This is a genomic window from Buttiauxella sp. S19-1 (assembly GCF_022134725.1).
GTDB classification, from domain to species: domain Bacteria; phylum Pseudomonadota; class Gammaproteobacteria; order Enterobacterales; family Enterobacteriaceae; genus Buttiauxella; species Buttiauxella ferragutiae.
Genome location: NZ_JAHWLU010000062.1, coordinates 1 through 21829 on the forward strand (window position 1 = coordinate 1; position 21829 = coordinate 21829).

Consider the following 21829-nt stretch of genomic DNA (forward strand, 5'->3'; position numbering starts at 1 on the left):
TAGATGGAGTTATTAGCCTGAATGTATGATTCAATTTCACACATAATTCAAACAAATATAATAAAATCAATATGATAATTAAAAATTGAAGGTAGGCTTAATCAGAGGATTGATCAGTGAGCGAGGTCACATTCGGAGATGTTAGGAAATGAACCCGCAGGAGGTTACGGGCATTTGTGGTATTGCAGGAAGAGAAAGTGCCCGTACGGAGAAGGTTCCGTTCACCGTTATCGGAAATTAAAGAGATAACTGAACGCACGGGTGAATGGAAAACCTGCGAGGCCAACTGTTATCCCTCACGCAAAATATCAGAGCGCGAAAAACTTACGACACACGAACCTGCTGAGCACGAAACTCGCTCGGCGAGCAACCGACTAAGCGGTTAAAAAAGCGGGAAAAATAGGCAGGATCTTTAAAACCAAGCTTCCAGCCGATTTCGCTGACGGTGCTGTCAGAAAACAGCAGTAGCCGCTTAGCTTCACGCAGTTGTCTGTCAAAAATAAGCCGCTTTGGCGAGCGGTTGGCGAAACGGCGGCAGATGTCCGTCAGACGTGACTCCGTCAAATGCAGCTCCGCCGCATAGTCCGGCATATTCCAGTGTAAATGGTAGTTTTTATCGACCATCTGGTTAAAACGCTGGAACAGTTTAAGTTCGCCACGCACCCCGCTGGCGGCCAGATCGTCCAGTGGCGCATTACGCAGCAGCAGCGTAAAAACCGCCTGCGCCAATAATACCAGCGTGTGCTCGCGCCCTGGCAACTGCGAAGATGATTCACGTTCAATTAGCCGCCAATAGTGCGCCAATGCTTCCAGCTCCTCCGATTTATCCGCCAGCGATAAACATATTCCCGGCAAGCCAAACGCTTCCCGCGTGCCGGGATACAACACTTCCAGCAGCGGCCAGATGAGATCTTCGCGTACCGTGAGCACGTGGCCGTCGCTGTCTGACTCGGTGATAAAAGCGTGCGGAACCGACGGTGGTGTCAGCACAAACAGCGGGGCTTGCACCGAGTAGCGGTGATCGTCGAGTTGCAGTTCAATCTGCCCGGTATCAAGAAAGTGCATCTGAAAATACTGGTCATGACGATGTGCCTGCATATCACGGCCAAAAAATTCAGCCATGCGGGCAAACGACTGGTAATGCACATCTTTTGTGCCCAGGCTTCCCTCGTACTCTTTGCTGATGTCGATATTGGCGATCGCACGCTGGCACATAGTGGTTCCTTACGGCGTGGCACGTGGGCGCGAGGATTTCATCGGGATAAGCCAAATAACAATCGCCCCAATGACCAACAACGCGGCGACAAACCATAATCCGCTGTTGAAACTGCCGGTAATATCTTTCAGCCAGCCAATCATAAACGGACTTAGCGCCGACCCAATATTCCCCATAGCGTTGATCACTGCGATGCCGATTGCTCTGGCGCGTAAACTGATTGACTGATCTGGCGTGGTCCAGAAAATCGCCATCGCGCTAAACGAACCACTGGAGGCCATGATTATCCCCAATAGCTGGATCAGATTATGGTCGGTCGCCGACGCCAATAACCAGCCCGCAGCAGCAAACAGGAACGGTAAGGCGGTATGGTGTTTTCGTTCCTGATGTTTATCCGAATGGCGGCTCCAGTAAATCATCCCGAGGATAGTAAAAATCTGCGGAATAGCGGCCAGCAGGCCGATGGTGATATTGCTGCTGCCCTCGTTGAAGCTTTTCAGAATTTGCGGCGTCCAGATGCTGATAGCACTGAGCGTGTTAGTCAGGCAGAAGTAGGCAAAGGTGTACATCAGGACAATGGGCGTAAAGACTTCACGCCATAGACTGCGCTGCTGCATGGCATGATGACTGATAGCCCCTTCCGGCTGAACCAGGGTCAGGCGGTCGTTATCCATCATCTCTTGCAGGCATTTCTTGTCATCTTCAGTCAGCCATTTCGCCTTAGCCGGGGAATCATCCAGCCAGAACCAAACCAAAATACCGAGCAGCACCGATGGGAAACCTTCGAGCAAGAACAGCCACTGCCAGCCGTGTAAATTCAACAGACCATCCATCGAGAGAATATAGCCTGAGACTATCGAACCCAGGGCGGTGGTCACGGGCATCGCAATCATAAATAGCGCGTTGGCACGAGCGCGGAAAAACGCCGGGAACCAGTAAGTCAGGTAGAGCAAAATGCCCGGAAGGAAGCCCGCTTCGGTGATGCCCACCAGCATCCTTAGCACATACAAGCTTTTCGGCCCGACGGCGAACATGGTTGCGGTGGAGGCAATGCCCCACAACACCATCAGGGCGGCTATCCAGCGGCGCGCACCGACGATGCTAAGCATCACGTTGCTGGGAATACCGCAAATCACGTAGGTGGCGTAAAACAGCGTGGTGGCTAGCCCGAACATGGTGGCGTTAAGCCCCAAATCCTGCCCCATGGTCAGCCCGGCAAAACCAATATTGATGCGGTCCAAAAATGAGAAGATAAACAACACAAACAAAAACAGAACCAAACGACGAAACAGCTTGTTGATGACTGACTGCTGTCTGGCAGTCAGCTGTTTATGCTGGTCAGCAGGGTTAAGTTGTTCCGGGATTGCAGGTGATGCGTCGCTCATTGTCCTTTCCTCTGATGGGCATTTTTGTAGTGAGACAGCGTGGGTACCACACCACCTGGCGCGATGACACCAGATGGCAATTAGCAATGAATGTTGTGATTGATAGTGCTAGTAAACACCGGACGAATCTGACGAGATTTTCTGCTCGCAAAAGCGCGCGGCTAGTGCCTCGGCTCCACGTGCCAGCAGCGTGGTATCCACACCGACGGCGACGAACAGCGCCCCCAGTTCCAGATAGCGTTTTGCCAGTTGCTCGTTAGCCATCAAAATGCCGGGAGCTTTGCCCGCCTGGCGAATTTGCACGATGGCACGTTCAATGACGGCCTGGACTTCCGGATGCTGCGGGTTACCAGCAAACCCCATGTCGGCACTGAGATCGGCCGGGCCGATAAACACGCCATCGACGCCTTCAACGTCCAGAATCTGTGGAAGATTATTTAGTGCTTCGCGGGTTTCAATCTGCACCAGTACGCACATTGCGTCATTGGCCTGATGAATGTAATCCGGGATGCGGTTCCAGCGCGAAGCGCGCGCCAGTGCACTGCCCACGCCACGAATACCCTGCGGTGGATAATGTGTGGCACGAACCGCCGCGCGAGCTTCTTCGGCGTTCTGCACCATCGGCACCAGCAGGTTTTGCGTGCCGACATCCAGCAGTTGTTTGATCTGCACCGCATCATTCCACGACGGACGAACCACCGCTTGGCTGGGATATGGCGCAATCGCCTGCAACTGAGTGAGCACCGTCTGCACGTTGTTCGGCGCATGTTCGCCGTCAATCAGCAACCAGTCGAAACCCGCTCCCGCTAACAGCTCGGCGCTATAGCTGCTGGACAATCCCAGCCATAATCCAATTTGCGGACGCCCCGCCTTCAGCGCCTCTTTAAAGCTATTTTTCATCATCTTGTTTCCCCTTACACAAAGCGGCAACTGATCGAACCCATGTTGCCGTAGTCGACATGGAAGGTGTCGCCTTTGCTCGCGGCAACCGGACGGGTGAACGAACCGCCAAGAATGATCTGCCCTGCTTCCAGCTGGACGTCGTAAGCGGCGAGCTTATTCGCCAGCCATGCCACGCCGTTCGCCGGATGATTCAACACACCAGCAGCAACGCCGGTTTCCTCGATCACACCGTTGCGATACAGCAGTGCCGAAATCCATCGCAGGTCGAGTTCGTCGGGTTTGATCGGGCGACCACCGAGAATGACTCCGGCATTGGCGGCGTTATCGGAGATGGTGTCGAACACTTTGCGCGGACGTTGGCTTTCCGGATCGACGTTATGGCAACGGGCGTCGATTAACTCCAGTGCTGGAATCACGTAGTCGGTGGCGTTGTAGACGTCGAACAACGTGCAATTTGGGCCACGCAGCGGTTTTGCCAGCACAAACGCCAGCTCCACTTCGATGCGCGGAACGATAAAGCGATCGGTTGGGATGTCGCCGCCGTCGTGGAAGAACATGTCGTCAAGCAACGCGCCGAAGTCCGGCTCACTGATCTGTGAACTGGCCTGCATCGCTTTTGAGGTCAGACCGATTTTGTGGCCTTTTAGCACGCGGCCTTCAGCAATCTTCATTTCGACCCACAGGCGCTGAATGGCGTAGGCGTCTTCAATAGTGATCGTTGGGTAATCAAGCGAGATCTGGCGAATCTGCTCACGCTGCTTTTCAGCCTGGTTCAACCGCTGGGCAATCAGGCTATGAATTGATTTATCTAGCATTTTGGTGACCTCAACGGAACAACGCATGCACGTTGTTCTGCTTGTAATTCAGCGTAGGGTGCAGTTCTTCAATCTCGAACGACAAGGCCAGATAACGGCTGTCCATCAGGGCGGCAAAGTGGTTTTTTATCATCTCAAACAGCATACCCCCGACTTCCTGACGGCTCTCCAGGCTGCGCCCGGTACCGATTTTCAACGTCATGTGTACGAAAGCGTAATCGTGCTTCCCATCGGCCATCTGCCAGGTATCCAGCCAGATTGCCCGGCTACGGATGCCGCCAATCGGGAAGATGCCGGTAGCGGCTAGCGCCTCGTTAACCTGGGCAAACAGCGCGGGTAAATCGGCCTGTTCACGGATGTTGTCGGTACATTCAGCAATAAAATGCGGCATGGTTTGTCCTTAGGCGGGTAGCGGGAAAACAGCGTTCACCTGGCCGGTACCGGAGCTGGCGAACAGCTCGGTGATAAACTCCACCTTGCCGTCATATTTGTCCCAACCCAGCATCCCCAATAGCATCACTGTGTCGTGCATATTGCCTTCGCCGTAGCAGTAATCGGCATACTCCGGCAGCATGGTGCAGAACGCTTTGAAATTGCCCTCGCGCCACAGCTTGACCACTTGCTCATCCATTTGATGGTCAAATTCACGGGTATAGCTGTTCATTCCCTCTTCCGCACGCTGGTCGTCAATGAAGCGATGCGACAGCGAGCCGCTGGCGAACACCGCGACGGTACCGTCATACTTTTCAATCGCTTTGACAATGGCTTCACCGAGCTTACGGCTGTCGGCAAAATCGTGAACGGTACAGAAAGCAGAGATGGACACCACTTTGAAATGTTTGTCGCTGTTCATATAACGCATCGGCACCAGCGTGCCGTATTCCAGCTTCAGGCTTGGGATGTTGTGCGCTTTGGCACGCACGCCCAGCGCCACCGCTTCGTCGGCGATCAATTGCCCCAGTTCCGGGTTACCGTCGTAGTCGTAGGTCATGTCGCGAATAAAGTGCGGCAGTTCGTTACTGGTGTAGACCCCGGAAAAATGGTCGGCGCAGTTGATGTGATAGGCGCTGTTGACCAGCCAGTGGGTGTCAAACACGATAATGGTATCAACACCCAGTTCACGGCAACGCTTGCTGATCTCTTTATGCCCGTCAATGGCGGCCTGGCGGCAACCGTAGTTTTTCCCCGGCAGTTCAGAGAGATACATTGACGGTACGTGGGTGATTTTGGCGGCTAACGCTAATTTGCCCATGATATTCTCCTTAAATGCCCCATTTCGGGATCGGATGGTCGCCCATGGAAATGCAGATGTTTTTCATTTCGGCGAACACGTCAAAACTGTACTCACCACCTTCACGTCCGGTACCAGAGGCTTTCACGCCGCCGAATGGTTGACGCAGGTCGCGCACGTTTTGGGTATTCACGAACACCATCCCCGCTTCGATACTCCGCGCCAGGCGCAGCACTTTGCTGACATCCTGGGTCCAGATATATGAAGCCAGTCCGTATTCAACGTCGTTAGCCAGACGCAAGCCTTCCGCTTCGTCTTTAAATGGCAGCAAGCAAGCAACCGGGCCAAAAATTTCTTCTTGTGCCACGCGCATACGGTTGTCGACATCCGCCAACACCGTTGGTCGCAGGAAGTGGCCGCCGCGCAAATGTGCAGGCAAATCGGACGGTTTATCAGGGCCACCCGCCAGCAGTGTCGCGCCTTCTTCAATGCCGAGGCGAATATAGCCGGACACTTTTTCCCAGTGTTGCTGGCTGATCAATGCGCCAACCTGGGTGTTCGGGTCTGTCGGGTCGCCGACACGCAGGCGGTTTGCACGTTCAGCAAAACGTTTGATGAATTCTGGATAGATGCTTTGCTGAATAAAGATGCGTGAGCCCGCAGTACAGCGCTCGCCATTGATCGAGAAGATGGTAAACAGCGCGGCATCCAGTGCGCGCTCAATATCGGCATCTTCAAAAATCAGCACCGGCGATTTACCGCCCAGTTCCATGGAATACTTTTTCAGACCCGCATTCTGCATGATGCGCCGTCCGGTAGCGGTACCGCCGGTAAACGAGATAGCGCGGACATCGTTATGACGCACCAGGGCATCGCCCGCGTTCGCACCATAGCCCTGCACCACGTTCAGCACACCCGCCGGAATCCCTGCTTCCAGCGCCAGTTCACCCAGACGGTCGGCCGTTAACGGCGACAGTTCAGACATTTTCAGTACCGCGGTGTTACCCAACGCCAAGCATGGTGCAACTTTCCAGGTGGCCGTCATAAACGGCACGTTCCACGGCGACACCAGCGCACAAACCCCCACTGGCTGGACGAGGGTATAGTTGAGCATCTTGTCATCGACCGGATAGGTCTTGCCGTTCATCTGCTGGCACACTTCAGCAAAGAATTCGAAGTTATGGGAAGCGCGTGGGATCAACACGTTTTGGGTCTGATGGATAGGCAAACCGGTGTCGGCAGTCTCCATCGCCGCAATTTCCGGCACGTTCTGGTCAATCAAGTCACCCAGGCGGCGCATCAGGCGCGCACGCTCTTTCATCGGCAAGTTAGCCCATTTCGGGAAGGCCTCTTTGGCAGCGGCAACCGCGCTGTTGATTTCAGCTTCGCCACCAGAAGCTACATCCGCCAGTACCTCGCCCGTCGCCGGATTGGTGGTCTGGAAGTAGTCTTTGCTCGCGACGTTTTTGCCGTTGATCCAATGATTAATCTTTTTCATTACAGCTGCTCCTCATACGCCTGCTGGCTGATGATGCGGTTGACCAGACGGCCCACGCCTTCAACTTCGACCACCACTTCGTCCCCTGGTACCACGTCAGACAGCCCTTTCGGCGTGCCGGTGGCGATCATGTCGCCTGGTTGCAGGGTCATAAAATCGCTGAGATAAGCAATCAGATACGGGATGTTGAAAATTAAGTCGGCGGTGGTGCCCTGCTGGCGCAATTCACCGTTAACCCAGGTGCGCAAAGCCAGGTTGTGCGGGTCCGGAATATCGGCTTTATCGACAATCCACGGGCCAATTGGGGTCAGGGTATCGCGGCTTTTTACCCGTAGATTTGGGCGGTAGTAGTTTTCCAGGTAGTCGCGGATGGCGTAATCGTTGCAAACGGTATAACCGGCAACGTAATCCATGGCATCTGCCTCACTGACTTTGCGCGCCGTTTTGCCGATAACCACCACCAATTCTGCTTCGTAGTGCATGTACTCGACGTTGTCCGGACGAACTGACTCCTGCTCATGGCCGATAAAACTATTGGCTGATTTGATAAATACCAGCGGTTCTTCCGGCGGCTTAAAATCCAGTTCGCTGGCGTGATCGGCATAGTTCAATCCCAACGCGAACAGCGTGCCGTCGGCGGGTGGCAGCCAGCTAAAAGTGCCGTTTTCGAGCTTATGGCCGCCTGCCAGCAGCACCTGATTTTGCCCATCGACGCAAACGTCAATATCCTGCCCCTGATAACGAATACGAGCCTTTTTCATGCGAGTTCTCCTTCGGCAACTACTGGGTTTTCAAGCGCCGGGAACCCTGTGGCCTGAATACGCACGCGGTCACCTGGACGCAACGTGATACGGGACTGCGGTGTGCCAAGCAAAATAGCGTCACCGGGATTTAAGGTTGCAAATTCGCTCAGCGCGCTTAGCAGTTCGGCGGCATTGCGTTGCAAGTCTGTGGTGATCCAGTGGTCGGCTTCGCGACCGTTAATTTCAGTCACGATGGTGAGATTGTTGACGTCATCAACGGTAGCGATTTCCCCTAGCGGGCAAAAACCATCACGGCATTTCGCCTTGATTGCCGGACGGTAGAAGCTCTCTTCCGGCAGGCTGACGTCGTTGGCCAGTGCATAACCGGCAATATATTGATGCGCGTTTTCAACGCTCACTTTGCGTGCTGCTTTTCCAACAATGAGCGCCACGGTGGCACCGCTCTGCACCGTTTCCCCCTGCGGATACGGAATCGGCTCACCGCCACGAATGACGGTATTGCGCGGTTTGATAAACCAGACCGCCGTTTTAGGGGGTGTTTTATAGGGGGCTTTCTCAAACATCTCATGCCAGGCATCAAGCTGGCTGCGGTGGTTGAGCGCTACGGCGAAAACAGTACCTTTCATTGATAGCTCCTCAGAGACAGCAAACATTTCATTAATATATTAACAATATGTTTTATTCCCCCATTATGCATTTAGCAAGCGCGAGTTAATTTTTTGTGATTTGATTAACAATAAATTTACATTATTTAAATTAAGTTGTTATTTATCAAGTTGTTATTAATTTTTTGTAAAACTTACTGTTATTTCACAGGAAAATAAGCTGTCGATAAAAGCAACATTATTATATTATTCACATATTAATGAGTTCAGACACCAGGAGGCATGATGCAGGTTTCTTTAACCATCGCCTTGATGCAGGCGCGAGAAGTGGCAATGGGCTACTTTCGCCCGATTATTAAGCAGCACAATTTAACGGAGCAGCAGTGGCGGATTATTCGTGTGCTGGCTGACAACCCTTCCATGGATTTTCATGATCTGGCGTTCAGTACTTGTATCCTTCGCCCCAGCCTGACGGGTATTTTGACGCGTATGGAACGCGATGGTCTGGTGCTGCGGTTAAAACCGGTTAACGACCAGCGTAAGTTGTACATCTCACTGACCAAAGAGGGAAATGCGCTGTATGCCCGCGCGCAGGCGCAAGTTGAAGAGGCCTATAAGCAGATTGAAATTCAGTTTACGCCGGAGAAAATGCAACAGCTGACGGCGCTGCTACAAGAGCTTATTGCTCTGGGCGAACCATAAAAAAACCGCCCCGAAAGGCGGTTTTGCTGAGCATCTCAATTACTTAAAAACTAGAGTGCTTTCAAAATTGCTTCCACGGTGGCTTTCGCGTCACCGAACAGCATGTGGGTATTATCTTTAAAGAACAGTGGGTTTTGCACCCCTGCGTAACCGGTGTTCATCGAGCGTTTGAAGACGATAACGTTCTGCGCCTTCCACACTTCCAGCACTGGCATGCCCGCGATTGGGCTGCGTGGATCTTCAAGTGCTGCCGGGTTCACCGTGTCGTTCGCGCCGATAACCAAAACGGTGTCGGTGTCGGTGAAATCATCGTTGATTTCGTCCATTTCCAGAACCACATCATACGGTACGCGGGCTTCAGCCAGCAGAACGTTCATGTGGCCTGGCAAACGCCCAGCAACCGGGTGAATACCAAAGCGAACTTTGATGCCACGAGCGCGCAGTTTTTCAGTGATTTCAGCCACCGGGTATTGCGCCTGAGCCACCGCCATACCATAGCCTGGGGTGATGATCACTGACGTTGAGTTTTTCAACATGTCAGCCGTGTCTTCTGCCGTGATTTCACGGTGTTCGCCCACTTCTTCGCCTTCACCGGTTGAGGAACCGTCAGTACCGAAGCCGCCAGCGATTACGCTGATAAAGGAACGGTTCATCGCCTTACACATGATGTAAGACAGAATCGCACCCGAAGAACCCACCAGCGCGCCCGTCACGATCAGCAGATCGTTGCTGAGCATAAAGCCTGCCGCCGCCGCCGCCCAACCGGAGTAGGAGTTCAGCATTGAAACCACAACTGGCATATCTGCGCCACCAATGGACGCCACCAGGTGCCAGCCAATAACCAGCGCAATGATAGTCATGACCAACAGCGCCAGCACTTGCAGGCCAACGCTTTCGGTACGCACGAAGATAATCAGCATCGCGAAGGAAACGACCAGCGCAGCCAGGTTCAGTTTATGACGGTTTGGCAGCATCAGCGGTTTAGAGGAGATTTTGCCGCGCAGTTTACCAAACGCCACGATGGAACCTGTGAAGGTCACCGCACCAATGAAGATACCGAGGAACACTTCCGTTAAATGGATGTTTTCCATCACTGGCTCAAGACCTGGCGCGTGATCAAGGTAGCTGTTGAAGCCAACCAGAACCGCAGCCAGACCTACGAAGCTGTGCAGAATCGCCACCAGCTCCGGCATTTCGGTCATTTCTACTTTTTTGGCAAGGTGAATACCGATGGCACCACCAATCACCATAGCCACGATAATCCACACGACGTTGCCGGTTTCAGGCCCAAAGATGGTTGCGACCAGCGCAATGGCCATACCTGCCATACCGAACAAGTTGCCTTGTTTTGAAGTTTCGTGTTTTGACAGCCCCGCCAGGCTGAAAATAAACAGAATCGCGGCAACAATGTATGCTGCTGTAACTAATCCACCAGACATGTGTTACCCCTTAGTTCTTCCGGAACATTTTCAGCATGCGCTGAGTGACGGTGAATCCACCAAAAATATTGATACTGGCAATCAGCACCGCAATAAAGCTCAGGAAGCTAACCCAGCCACCATGACCAATTTGCAGCACAGCGCCGACCACGATAATCCCTGAAATGGCATTCGTTACCGACATCAAAGGTGTGTGCAATGCGTGCGAAACGTTCCACACCACGTAATAACCGACCACGCACGACAACGCGAATACGGTGAAGTGACTGAGGAACTCTTTCGGTGCGACGTCCGCAAGCCAGCCGAACAAAATGATCGCCAGTGCCATAAACGCATATTTGCGCCACGGTGATGCAGGCTTCTTCTCTTCAACCGGTGCAGCAGGTTTTGCGGCAGCCTGCGGCTGTGCAGACACCTGAATTGGCGGTGCCGGCCAGGTGACTTCGCCATCGCGAATCACTGTCACACCACGAACGACCACATCTTCGAAATCAACCACGGTATTGCCATCTTTCTCTTTACAGAGCAGTTTGAGCAAGTTAACCAGGTTAGTCCCGTAAAGCTGAGAGGATTGTGTTGGCAGACGTCCTGGTAAATCGGTATAGCCAATCACTTTTACACCGTTTGGTGTGACGGTGACTTTGTCCGCCACGGTGTATTCGCAGTTACCGCCGTTTTGTGCTGCCAAATCGACAATCACGCTACCCGGCTGCATGGAATCAACCATTTCACGAGTGATGAGTTTTGGAGCCGGTTTACCAGGGATCAGCGCGGTGGTGACAATAATGTCGACTTCTTTAGCTTGCGCGGCGAACAGCGCCATTTCGGCTTTAATGAAGGCTTCGGACATGACTTTGGCGTAGCCGTCACCGCTACCTGCTTCTTCTTTAAAGTCCAGCTCAAGGAACTCAGCGCCCATACTTTGCACTTGTTCTTTGACTTCCGGGCGGGTGTCGAATGCACGGACAATAGCACCCAGGCTGTTTGCCGCGCCAATCGCCGCAAGACCTGCCACACCGGCACCGATAACCATCACTTTAGCCGGTGGAACTTTGCCCGCAGCAGTAATTTGCCCGGTAAAGAAACGGCCAAATTCATGAGCAGCTTCGACGATGGCACGATAACCCGCGATGTTTGCCATGGAGCTCAGGGCATCAAGGGATTGCGCACGAGAAATACGCGGCACGGAATCCATCGCCATCACGGTGACGTTTTTTGCGGCCAGTTTTTCGAGTAATTCAGGATTTTGTGCAGGCCAGATAAAACTCACCAGCGTAGAACCTGCACGCAGTAGTTCGATTTCGCTGTCCTGTGGTGCATTCACCTTCAGAATAACGTCAGACTGCCAGACATCAGCGGTATCTGAAATGGTCGCGCCAGCCTTTACAAACGCTTCGTCATCGAAGCTTGCCAGCTTACCTGCGCCACTCTCAACGGTGACGGTGAAACCCAGCTTCAGCAATTGCTCCACTGTTTTTGGCGTGGCTGCCACTCGGGATTCTCCCGCCCACCGCTCTCTTGGTACCCCAATACGCATAGTATTCCCTTCCATCTGATTTTTTGTTGATGGTTTGTCAGACATTGCCTTGGCAATCCAGACACGTTGCCTGTTTAGAACACAAGGCAATCGTCATTTCCGTTACCGATTCAATAAAAATACATCTGTAACAAACTTTTTATAACCTACTGAAAATAACGCCTGTGATCTAGATCAGGATCTCAGTATTTGTATCATTATCGTAAAAGATTAGCGTTGAGCCTTTCAGACAGCTCTTTTTGACTGACTTTAACCTGTGAGACCTGATAATCCGCTTAAACTTAGCCTCAATTCACGATTCTGAGCCATCGCAAATTGCATATTTAACATTACATTAACTAATTAAGTTGTAAGCTTTACCGCTTTTACTGGTCAAAGGACTCTTTTATTAACATATAAATATTCGTTATGGAAAATATCTGTAATCCGCGTTTGAAGAGTGAAAAATGCCGCAGACAGTTGCAGTGTTTCAATGCCATAATCGGCGGTTAGCAGGTAACCCTCAGAGAATGCGGTATTTGTATTCATTTTGCGCAAGGCGAAGGATTATTTTTATGAAGCTCAAGACCACTCTTCTGGCGTCAGCACTGATATCTCTTACTACGCTGTCCGCTCAGGCAGCAAAAGAGCTGACACCCGATCAAGCTGCTGCTCTTAAACCTTTTGATCGCATTACCATCACTGGCCGCTTTAACTCTATTGGCGAAGCAGTGAAATCTGTTTCTCGTCGTGCGGATAATATGGGTGCGGCATCTTTCTACGTGTTGGACACTAACGATACTGGCAGCAGCGGTAACTGGCGTGTAGTCGCAGATGTGTATCATGCAGATGCCCCTGAAGCTGAGAAAACGACTAATCGCGTGATTAATGGCGTGACGGAATTACCGAAAGATCAAGCCTATCTTCTTGAGCCATTCGATACCGTGACCATCCAGGGTTTTTATCGCAGTCAGCCTGAAGTTAACGATGCGATAACCAAAGTGGCTAAACAAAAAGGTGCGGATTCGTTCTACATCGTTCGTCAAATCGACGCAAACTCCGGTGGCAACCAGCGTATTACCGCTTATATCTATAAAAAAGATGCCAAGAAACGTGTGGTGCAAAGTTCTGATGTGATCCCTGCTGATTCCGAAGCAGGTAAAGCCGCCCTGGCAGCCGGTGGTGCCGCCGCTGCCGCTGTTGAGATCCCGGGTGTCGCCAGTTCCAGTACCCCAAGTGCTGATGTTGGCCGTTTCTTTGAAACGCAAACCACACAAGGTGGCCGTTACACCGTAACGCTCCCTGACGGTACAAAAATCCAGGAAGTGAACAAAGTCACCGCCGCACAAATGGTTCCATTTGATAGCGTGAAGTTCACCGGCCACTACAGCAGCAGCACTGAAGTTTCTTATCAGGTTGCGAAACGCGCTGCGAAGAAAGGCGCTAAGTACTACCACATCACCCGTCAATGGGAAGAACGTGGTGGTAACTTGACTATCAGCGCGGATTTGTACAAGTAAGATATCCCCCCGCTAAAAATTCTAAAAAGGGCCGTGAGTGCCCTTTTTTTATTTCCCCGATGATTTTGTGGCTCATGCCATTGCAAGCAGCTCGTACTCTCCGTAAAATCCCGCGCCTTAACGTTACCCACCATTTTTATGCACAAAAGCATAATAATTATTCTGGCTCTAATTGGAAAATTACAGGACTGCAATGGAAAAGAAGCTTGGCCTCGCTGCATTAACGGCATTAGTTTTGAGTTCAATGCTCGGTGCTGGTGTTTTTAGCCTGCCGCAAAATATGGCGAGTGTGGCTAGCCCGGCAGCTTTGCTGATCGGTTGGGCCATCACGGGTGCTGGTATTTTACTGCTGGCACTGGCAATGCTGGTATTGACCCGTTTGCGTCCGGATCTCGATGGCGGGATTTTTACTTATGCACGTGAAGGCTTTGGCGAGTTGATTGGTTTCTTTTCTGCCTGGGGTTACTGGCTTTGCGCCGTCATCGCCAACGTTTCATATTTGGTTATCGTTTTCTCGGCGTTAAGTTTCTTCACCGATACGCCAGAATTACGCCTGTTTGGTGATGGTAATACGTGGCAATCGATTGTTGGTGCATCTGTCTTGCTGTGGATGGTGCATTTCCTGGTTTTGCGTGGCGTACAAACCGCAGCCAGCATCAATCTGGTCGCCACATTGGCAAAATTGATACCGCTAGGTTTGTTTGTGGTGCTGGCGGCGATAGCCTTTAAACTCTCCACTTTTAGCCTTGATTTCAGCGGGATTGCGCTGGGTGTTCCGGTTTGGGAACAGGTCAAAAACACCATGCTTATTACCTTGTGGGTATTTATTGGTGTGGAAGGTGCCGTGGTGGTTTCCGCTCGAGCGCGTAATAAAAATGACGTTGGCCGCGCCACATTGTTGGCAGTAGTTGCCGCATTATGCGTTTACCTGCTGGTAACGTTGCTTTCTCTGGGTGTGATTGCACGTCCGGAACTTGCTGGCATGCGCAACCCGTCGATGGCAGGCTTGATGGTCGAAATGATGGGGCCATGGGGTGAAATTATTATCGCCGCAGGGCTGATTGTTTCGGTATGCGGCGCTTATCTTAGCTGGACGATAATGGCGGCTGAAGTCCCGTTCCTCGCTGCAACGCACAAAGCATTCCCGAAAATTTTTGCCCGTCAGAACAAAAATAACGCGCCATCCGCATCCCTGTGGCTGACCAACATCAGCGTGCAAATTTGCCTGGTGTTGATTTGGTTGACCGGTTCGGATTACAACACCCTTTTAACCATCGCTTCAGAAATGATTCTGGTACCCTATTTCCTGGTTGGCGCCTTTTTGCTGAAAATCTCAACCCGACCGCTGCATAAGGCGATTGGTCTGGGAGCCTGTATTTATGGCTTATGGTTACTTTATGCGTCAGGCCCGATGCACCTGCTGCTTTCAGTGGTATTGTATGCGCCGGGTTTATTAGTCTTTATGTACACTCGCAGCACCCATACGCATGATATTGGGCTGAATCTCAAAGAAAAATCGGTAATTATCTTGATGCTGGTAGCTGCGTTTCCGGCGACATGGGTACTGGTGAAGTAACTAACAAGGAGTCGTCGATGGGGATTACATCATCTGCTCGTCCTGTTTTGATTACCGGTGCCGGTAAACGAATTGGCCTGGCATTAGCACGACACTTTTTGGCTCAGCAACAACCCGTAATCATCAGCTACCGCACGCGTTATGCTGCGGTAGATGAGCTTGAACAAGCTGGAGCGGTTTGTTTGTACGGGGACTTTTCGAGCAATGACGGCATTACGCAGTTTGCTGATGCCGTGAAGCAGCATTGCGCTGGCTTGCGCGCCATTGTGCATAACGCCAGTGCCTGGCTTGCCGAGTCGCCCGATTTATCTCCCGCCGCGACTCTGGCAGCGATGCTGCAAATTCACGTCAATACGCCCTATTTACTCAATCATCTTCTTGAACCATTGCTGCGCGGGCGTGGTCATGCCAGTGCCGACATTATTCATTTCACCGATTATGTCGTCGAACGCGGGAGCGACAAGCATATCGCCTATGCCGCCAGTAAAGCCGCGCTGGATAATCTGACGCGTTCTTTTGCCCGTAAGCTGGCACCTGAGGTGAAGGTGAATGCCATTGCACCGGCAATGATTATGTTCAACGACCATGACGATGCGCAGTACCGTCAAGAGGCGCTCAACAAATCACTGATGAAAATCGCCCCTGGCGAGCAGGAAATAATTGCTTTGGTCGATTATCTGCTCAGCAGCCAATACGTCACTGGCCGGACACATGCCGTTGATGGCGGCCGCCCGCTTCGATAAATCCGTTTACCCGTCATATATGGTTTTGCCCCCAGAACCAGGGTATGTTTTCCTTTTGATTTGATGCGCTGGCCATGAATAAAATCGTATACGTAGAAGACGATCCAGAAGTAGGAGCGTTAATTGCCGCTTACCTCGGCAAACATGACATTGACGTTATTGTCGAAAGCCGTGGCGATCGCGCCGAAGCGACGATTGCGCAGCAGTGCCCGGACCTTGTCCTGCTGGATGTGATGCTACCAGGCAAAGACGGCATGACGTTATGCCGTGATTTACGCCCGCAATGGGATGGCCCGATTGTGTTGCTCACCTCACTCGACAGCGATATGAACCATATATTGTCGCTCGAAATGGGTGCCAACGATTATATTCTTAAAACTACTCCGCCAGCCGTTCTGTTAGCGCGTCTGCGCCTTCATCTGCGCCAGCGCGTTTCAGCACAGCAAACCGTCGAAAGTAGCTCTAATGCGCTTAAACCTCACAAAGCGATGCGCTTTGGCACGTTGTGTATTGACCCGGTAAACCGCCAGGTGACGCTGGGTAGCGAAAATATCACGCTCTCAACGGCTGATTTCGATTTGCTATGGGAACTGGCTACCCACGCGGGACAAATCATGGACCGCGATGCCTTGCTGAAAAACCTGCGTGGCGTGACTTATGACGGCTTAGATCGCAGCGTTGATGTCGCCATTTCCCGCTTGAGAAAGAAACTCTACGATAGCGCGACGGAACCCTTCAGAATAAAAACCGTGCGCAATAAAGGTTATTTATTTGCCCCGCATGCGTGGGAAAGCGAAGTCTGAAAGTTTTATACCCGTTATAGTGTGAGCCACCTGATTTGATGATGAATTAAATTCAGGTGGCCAAATTTAATACTCGCTCGCATAGAAATAATAACCTCAGTTATGATAGATTCCCTCTGAATTTGTTTTATTCAAGACAAAACACGTTTTTTAAAATAAATTAGCGAGAATAACTTTAGCGCATGTGTTTATTTTTGGATATAACCAGCACCATTAATTGTAGAAATATGACTATATTTTTCGATGGCATAAACATAAAAACTCTGATTCAGCGCCCTCGATCATCCATGTAAAAAAACTATTAATAGCCATCATTGCTTTAGGTGATTTTGTGATAAAAGAGTGGCTTCACAACAACCTGCTGTGCCGTTTAAATAATAGCCAAATTAAGTTATTAAATAATCGCTATGCCAATGCCATTATCGCCAGCACGATGGCGATAGTTCCTCTTTCGATTGTTCGCGGGCTGGTGATTACCGCTTCCGTAATTTGTGACACTGCAGGCTTCAACAACGCCGCGGTGTGGTTCATGCAGTTGCAGATCGGTTTCCTGTCTCTGGCACCGCTGGTGATGAACATCTATATCGCGGTGCACTGGGCAGTGAGAAACCGGCTTTCACAAATTTATTGTATCGCGCTCAGTATCAGCACCCTGATGATCTTCCGCCGTATACTTGATGACAATGCCCAGTTTTTCCTCGACATCAGTATTCCCATGGCTCTGGCATCCGGAATTATAGGTAATGTATTACAAGAAGTCGTCAGCAAAAACCTGCTAAAAATTCGGCAATGGAAAGATAACAATAATATTACGATTATCTCCTTTTTTGTCACATTGGGAATTATCGCCCTGTTCAGCAGCGTAATAAAATTAGGTGCTGAAATCTATGTCACGAATACGATGAATTTCTTCAGCAGTTTGTCGCTGTATTTTTATCCGACAGATTTTCTACACGGTATTTTGTATGTACTGTTACGCAGTGTGCCATGGTTCTTTGGCCTGCATGGTTATTATCTATTTATGGACATTGATGTCGCATTTACTGCCGCGGCTAAAGTCAATATCAGTGAATGGCATGCCGGACATAGCGCACTCAATATTCTCAGCCCGGTGTTTTATGATATGTGGTGTAATTCTGGTGGTACCGGAAATACGCTAAGCCTGATTATCTGCATTTTGATGCAAAAAAAAAACCAGCACCGTCGCTTGCTGAGCGTTGCCGCTCCGATGGCATTGTTTAACATCAATGAACCGCTGATTTTTGGCTTCCCGATTGTCCTCAACCCAGTGATGATCATTCCGTTCGTCCTGACACCGTTATCCGCCTATCTGGTGGCCTATGGCGCGACGTATATGGAACTCATTCCACGGATTTCAGAAATCGTCAGTTGGTCAACACCTGGGCCGCTAAAAGTGTGGCTAGCCAGCGGCCACTCGCCGGTTGCGGTGCTGCTTTATCTGCTGTTGCTTGCTCTTGGCGTGATCATTTATCGCCCTTTCGTCAAAAGCTCATTAAAACAATCCACTGCTGATAATACCGATCTCGATTTACTGACTGGCGAGATGAAAATCAACCAACCGACTGATTTTGAAATGGTGCCCAATTACAGCCATGTGGTTGAGCAAAATAGCTATATCGAAGCCCAGCGGAAAATTGAGAAATTGCAAACCAGCGGTCAGTTCATCCTCTATTTCCAGCCACAGGTTCGTCTTACAGACCGGAAAATCGTCGCCCTTGAAGTGTTGCTGCGCCACCAGAGCGATGATGGCAAGATTACCCCTCCCGTTTTCCTGAAATACTATGAGCGCACCAGCATGATGCCGGAGATTGATTTCTGGGTCATGGAGCACGCACTGGATTACGTTCGCGAACATATGTCTGATGCCGAAAACATGACGCTCTCGGTCAATATTTCACCGCAGACGCTGATCGACTACCGGCTGCTCAATATCGTCCGTAAAGTGATGGCTAAACCGCTACCCACTGGATGGCAACTGGAATTCGAAATTACCGAGTCGCAAAAGGTGCAGGAACCGGTACGCGTTGCCGAAGTACTGGATAAAATGCGCAGACTGGGAATCAAAATTGCCCTCGACGACTTTGGCTCAGGATATTCCACGTTGCATTATCTGACCCGCTATCCGCTGGATAAAATTAAGCTGGATCGCTCCATGGTGCTGGGTTTAGCCAAGCCAGATGGATTTTGCTTCCTGCAACAAGTCGTGAAATTATGCACAGTTATTCAGTGTGAGATCCTGATTGAAGGCGTTGAAACAGCGCAAGAGTTAGAGCAAGTGCAAGAAGCAGGAATCGAGCTGTGTCAGGGGTTTTTATTCCACCGCCCTTTACCAGGCAATGCCGTTTGCCAGTTGCTGGCAGAACAGCACAAACCGATGAGCCCCACCCACCAATCGGTTGCCGCCACGGTGTAATTCAGACATTTCCCCTGAGTTTACATGCCAGATTAGATGCCGGATATTGTCAGCAGGGGCAAACCCTGCTTACATAGCCAGCCAGATGGGGCAAGAACACGCCGTCCCGCTTGTCCTCGTCGCACTCCTGCCTGACAGGAAGCAGCTCTCATAATCTGATAAACCGGTGATTTTCGTTGAAAAAGCTATTTATTCAGTTCTATCTCTTACTGTTCGTCTGCTTCCTGGTGATGACCATGCTGGTTGGCCTGGTGTACAAATTCACTGCCGAACGGGCCGGCCGCCAGTCGCTTGATGATTTAATGAAAAGCTCGCTGTACTTGATGCGTAGCGAGTTACGCGAAATCCCGCCGCGTGACTGGAACAAAACCATTAAAGATCTCGACCTCAACTTGTCCTTTAAACTGCACATCGAGCCGCTTGAAAAATTCAAGCTTGATGACATGACGATGCGCCACCTGCGTGCCGGTGAAATCGTCGCTCTCGACGATGAATACACTTTTATTCAGCGTATTCCTCGCAGCCATTACGTTCTGGCCGTCGGCCCTATTCCTTATCTCTTTTTCTTGCACCAGATGCGTCTGCTGGACGTCGCGCTCATGGCGTTTATTGCCATTTCCCTCGCCTTCCCGGTGTTTATCTGGATGCGTCCGCACTGGAAGGACATGCTCAAACTGGAAACCGCCGCGCAGCGGTTAGGTGCCGGGTATCTTGATGAGCGTATTCATTTCGACAGCGCTTCCAGTTTCGAGAGATTAGGTGTCGCATTTAACCAAATGGCTGACAGTATCAACGCCCAAATTGCCAGTAAGAAAATGTTGATTGACGGGATTGCCCATGAGCTGCGCACGCCGCTGGTGCGTTTGCGTTATCGCCTTGAGATGAGTGACAACCTGACGCAAGCAGAGTCACTGGCGCTGAACCGTGATATTGGCCAACTCGAAGCACTGATTGAAGAACTTCTCACTTACGCACGCCTCGACCGCCCGCAAACGGAGCTGCAACTGGCAAGCATGGATGTCCCCCGCTGGCTTGATGAACATATTGCCGATGTCAGAATCATTCATCCGCAGCTCACTATTTTGCTGGATACGCCAGCCGCCGGTGATTTTGGCCTGATAGACCTGCGCCTGATGGAGCGCGTGACCGATAATCTGGTCAACAACGCGCTGCGTTACAGCAAAGAGAAACTGCGCATCAGCCTGTGGCGCGATAACAAAACCGCAATTTTGCAAGTCGAAGACGATGGCCCCGGTATTCCAGCCGAAGAACGCGAGCGAGTATTTGAGCCGTTCGTGCGCCTCGATCCTAGCCGCGACCGTGCCACGGGCGGATGTGGATTAGGGCTGGCGATTGTGCACTCCGTTGCCACTGCGATGGAAGGATCGGTGGTGGTGGATAGCGGTGCTCTGGGTGGTGCTCGCTTCCGCTTTAGCTGGCCGATAAAAACCGAATCAGACTGCTGACAAAGGTCACTAAACAGGTTTTGTAGGGTGGATAAGCGATAGCGTCATCCACCATTTTCGCCTGTTGTTACAGATAAAAGTGTCGGATGGCGCTGCGCTTATCCGACCTGTGAAAAAGGTTTGTCATCAGTCTCAGTCCCCCCAGCCATTAGCTTCAATGACGCCACCCTGCTAAAAATCCATTGTCACCTGCCTGACCATTACCACGCCGATGGTCAGGTTCATCTCCCTATGTTATAAATCAATTAGTATGTTGTAACTAATGGATGGCGAAATGGCTAAATATGATTTGATTGAACGCCTGAACAATACCTTTCGTGAGATCGAGCGCGACCTGCATCAATTACGTGAACATCTCGAGAGTTATCGATTATTGGTTGGCCGTGTTTTCCCGCTCCCTACGGTAGATAAAGGGAAAGAGCACGATGCGGTGACCAAAATTGAGGTCACGCAACTACTCGGTAAAACCGCGCACCAGGCCACCCTTTCCCACTTTACTCGCCTGTTTATCCAGCAGCAGTCGGAAAAAACCAGCAGTAAGGCCGCTGTGCGCCTACCGGGTGCGGTTTGTTATCAGGTAAACGAGCAGGATCGCGAGCAAACACGAGAACTGATTCAGCGAATTAATCAGCACAAACAAGAGTTTGAAAATATTGTCAGTGTGGAATCAGGTTTAGCCAGCGTGCAGCGTTTTGAGTGGGTACACCGCCAACTGCCAGGACTGATTACGCTCAACGCCTATCGCACCATCACGCTGTTGGAAAACCCGGACACGCTCAATTTTGGCTGGGCGAATAAGCAAATCATCAAAAACTATTCCCGGCGTGAGGTGATCGAGATACTGGAGAAGAGCCTGAAAGCGAATCGCGCTGTGCCGCCGTATACCCGCGAACAATGGGCCGAACAAATTACCCGCGAGCTCAATGACATCAGTCGCCTGTCGGATAACGTGCGCCTGAAAATTAAACGTCCCGTCAAGGTGCAGCCTGTGGCTCGCGCATGGTATCAGGCACGCAAAAAACAGGTGCAACATGCCTGCCCTTCACCGCTGATTGTATTGTGCAATTCTGACAATGGCGAAATGCCGCCTGAAATCGGGGAGTTACTCAATTATGATGCGCAGAATATCCGCCATCGTTATAAGCCGGATGCGCAACCGTTACGGCTGGTGATCCCGCGCCTGCATCTGTATTGCGAAGAGTGAGGCAGGCGC

Annotated in this window: 19 protein-coding genes; 8 read left to right on the forward strand and 11 right to left on the reverse strand. The window is 51.1% G+C overall.

Features of this window, described 5'->3' with window-relative positions; genetic code table 11:
* Positions 1-324 precede the first annotated feature (324 nt).
* The 9 genes from hpaA to MES37_RS14395 all read right to left on the reverse strand — a co-directional run bounded on the left by hpaA (position 325) and on the right by MES37_RS14395 (position 8438).
* Complete coding sequence (hpaA, locus tag MES37_RS14355; RefSeq protein ID WP_237931822.1) at positions 325-1215, reverse strand: 4-hydroxyphenylacetate catabolism regulatory protein HpaA; 891 nt, start codon at positions 1213-1215, stop codon at positions 325-327.
* A 9-nt stretch (positions 1216-1224) separates the two neighbouring features.
* On the reverse strand, positions 1225-2601 hold the full coding sequence (hpaX, locus tag MES37_RS14360; protein ID WP_064547202.1) for a 4-hydroxyphenylacetate permease: 1377 nt from the start codon (positions 2599-2601) through the stop codon (positions 1225-1227).
* A gap of 108 nt (positions 2602-2709) precedes the next feature.
* A complete protein-coding gene (gene hpaI, locus MES37_RS14365; RefSeq protein ID WP_064547384.1) occupies positions 2710-3501 on the reverse strand; it encodes a 4-hydroxy-2-oxoheptanedioate aldolase in 792 nt (263 codons plus the stop codon).
* A 14-nt stretch (positions 3502-3515) separates the two neighbouring features.
* Positions 3516-4319: a 2-oxo-hept-4-ene-1,7-dioate hydratase gene (gene hpaH, locus MES37_RS14370; RefSeq protein WP_064547382.1), complete on the reverse strand. Its 804-nt coding sequence runs from the start codon at positions 4317-4319 to the stop codon at positions 3516-3518.
* A 10-nt stretch (positions 4320-4329) separates the two neighbouring features.
* Positions 4330-4710, reverse strand: a complete 381-nt coding sequence (locus MES37_RS14375) for a 5-carboxymethyl-2-hydroxymuconate Delta-isomerase (RefSeq protein WP_121813340.1) — start codon at positions 4708-4710, stop codon at positions 4330-4332.
* A 9-nt stretch (positions 4711-4719) separates the two neighbouring features.
* On the reverse strand, positions 4720-5571 hold the full coding sequence (hpaD, locus tag MES37_RS14380; RefSeq protein ID WP_064547204.1) for a 3,4-dihydroxyphenylacetate 2,3-dioxygenase: 852 nt from the start codon (positions 5569-5571) through the stop codon (positions 4720-4722).
* 10 nt (positions 5572-5581) lie between these two features.
* Positions 5582-7048, reverse strand: coding sequence for a 5-carboxymethyl-2-hydroxymuconate semialdehyde dehydrogenase (gene hpaE / locus MES37_RS14385; RefSeq protein ID WP_064547208.1), 1467 nt, complete (start codon positions 7046-7048; stop codon positions 5582-5584).
* On the reverse strand, positions 7048-7809 hold the full coding sequence (locus tag MES37_RS14390; protein ID WP_064547210.1) for a fumarylacetoacetate hydrolase family protein: 762 nt from the start codon (positions 7807-7809) through the stop codon (positions 7048-7050). The genes hpaE and MES37_RS14390 overlap by 1 nt, the downstream gene beginning before the upstream one ends.
* Positions 7806-8438, reverse strand: coding sequence for a fumarylacetoacetate hydrolase family protein (locus tag MES37_RS14395; RefSeq protein ID WP_237931824.1), 633 nt, complete (start codon positions 8436-8438; stop codon positions 7806-7808). Before MES37_RS14395 ends, MES37_RS14390 begins: the two co-directional genes overlap by 4 nt.
* A 264-nt stretch (positions 8439-8702) precedes the next feature.
* Here MES37_RS14395 and hpaR point away from each other — a divergent pair, with 264 nt between their 5' ends.
* Entirely contained in the window at positions 8703-9119 is a 417-nt protein-coding gene (gene hpaR / locus MES37_RS14400; protein ID WP_064547212.1) for a homoprotocatechuate degradation operon regulator HpaR, read from the forward strand.
* Positions 9120-9169: 50 nt separating this feature from the next.
* Here hpaR and pntB read toward each other — a convergent pair whose 3' ends face one another.
* Positions 9170-10558, reverse strand: coding sequence for a Re/Si-specific NAD(P)(+) transhydrogenase subunit beta (gene pntB / locus MES37_RS14405; protein ID WP_064547214.1), 1389 nt, complete (start codon positions 10556-10558; stop codon positions 9170-9172).
* Positions 10559-10568: 10 nt separating this feature from the next.
* Positions 10569-12095 (reverse strand): Re/Si-specific NAD(P)(+) transhydrogenase subunit alpha, encoded by a 1527-nt coding sequence (pntA, locus tag MES37_RS14410; RefSeq protein ID WP_064547215.1) that lies wholly within the window; start codon positions 12093-12095, stop codon positions 10569-10571.
* A gap of 554 nt (positions 12096-12649) precedes the next feature.
* Here pntA and ydgH point away from each other — a divergent pair.
* The 7 genes from ydgH (at position 12650) to tus (ending at position 21820) form a co-directional block, all read left to right on the forward strand.
* A complete protein-coding gene (ydgH, locus tag MES37_RS14415) occupies positions 12650-13594 on the forward strand; it encodes a DUF1471 family protein YdgH (protein ID WP_064547216.1) in 945 nt (314 codons plus the stop codon).
* 193 nt (positions 13595-13787) lie between these two features.
* A complete protein-coding gene (locus MES37_RS14420; protein WP_121813337.1) occupies positions 13788-15170 on the forward strand; it encodes an amino acid permease in 1383 nt (460 codons plus the stop codon).
* 17 nt (positions 15171-15187) lie between these two features.
* Positions 15188-15913, forward strand: a complete 726-nt coding sequence (gene folM / locus MES37_RS14425; RefSeq protein WP_237931826.1) for a dihydromonapterin reductase — start codon at positions 15188-15190, stop codon at positions 15911-15913.
* Between the two features lie 74 nt (positions 15914-15987).
* On the forward strand, positions 15988-16716 hold the full coding sequence (gene rstA, locus MES37_RS14430) for a two-component system response regulator RstA (RefSeq protein ID WP_237931827.1): 729 nt from the start codon (positions 15988-15990) through the stop codon (positions 16714-16716).
* A gap of 331 nt (positions 16717-17047) precedes the next feature.
* On the forward strand, positions 17048-19150 hold the full coding sequence (locus MES37_RS14435) for an EAL domain-containing protein (RefSeq protein ID WP_237931829.1): 2103 nt from the start codon (positions 17048-17050) through the stop codon (positions 19148-19150).
* A gap of 176 nt (positions 19151-19326) precedes the next feature.
* Positions 19327-20616: a two-component system sensor histidine kinase RstB gene (gene rstB, locus MES37_RS14440; RefSeq protein ID WP_237931831.1), complete on the forward strand. Its 1290-nt coding sequence runs from the start codon at positions 19327-19329 to the stop codon at positions 20614-20616.
* Positions 20617-20890: 274 nt separating this feature from the next.
* On the forward strand, positions 20891-21820 hold the full coding sequence (tus, locus tag MES37_RS14445) for a DNA replication terminus site-binding protein (protein WP_133521351.1): 930 nt from the start codon (positions 20891-20893) through the stop codon (positions 21818-21820).
* Positions 21821-21829 lie beyond the last annotated feature (9 nt).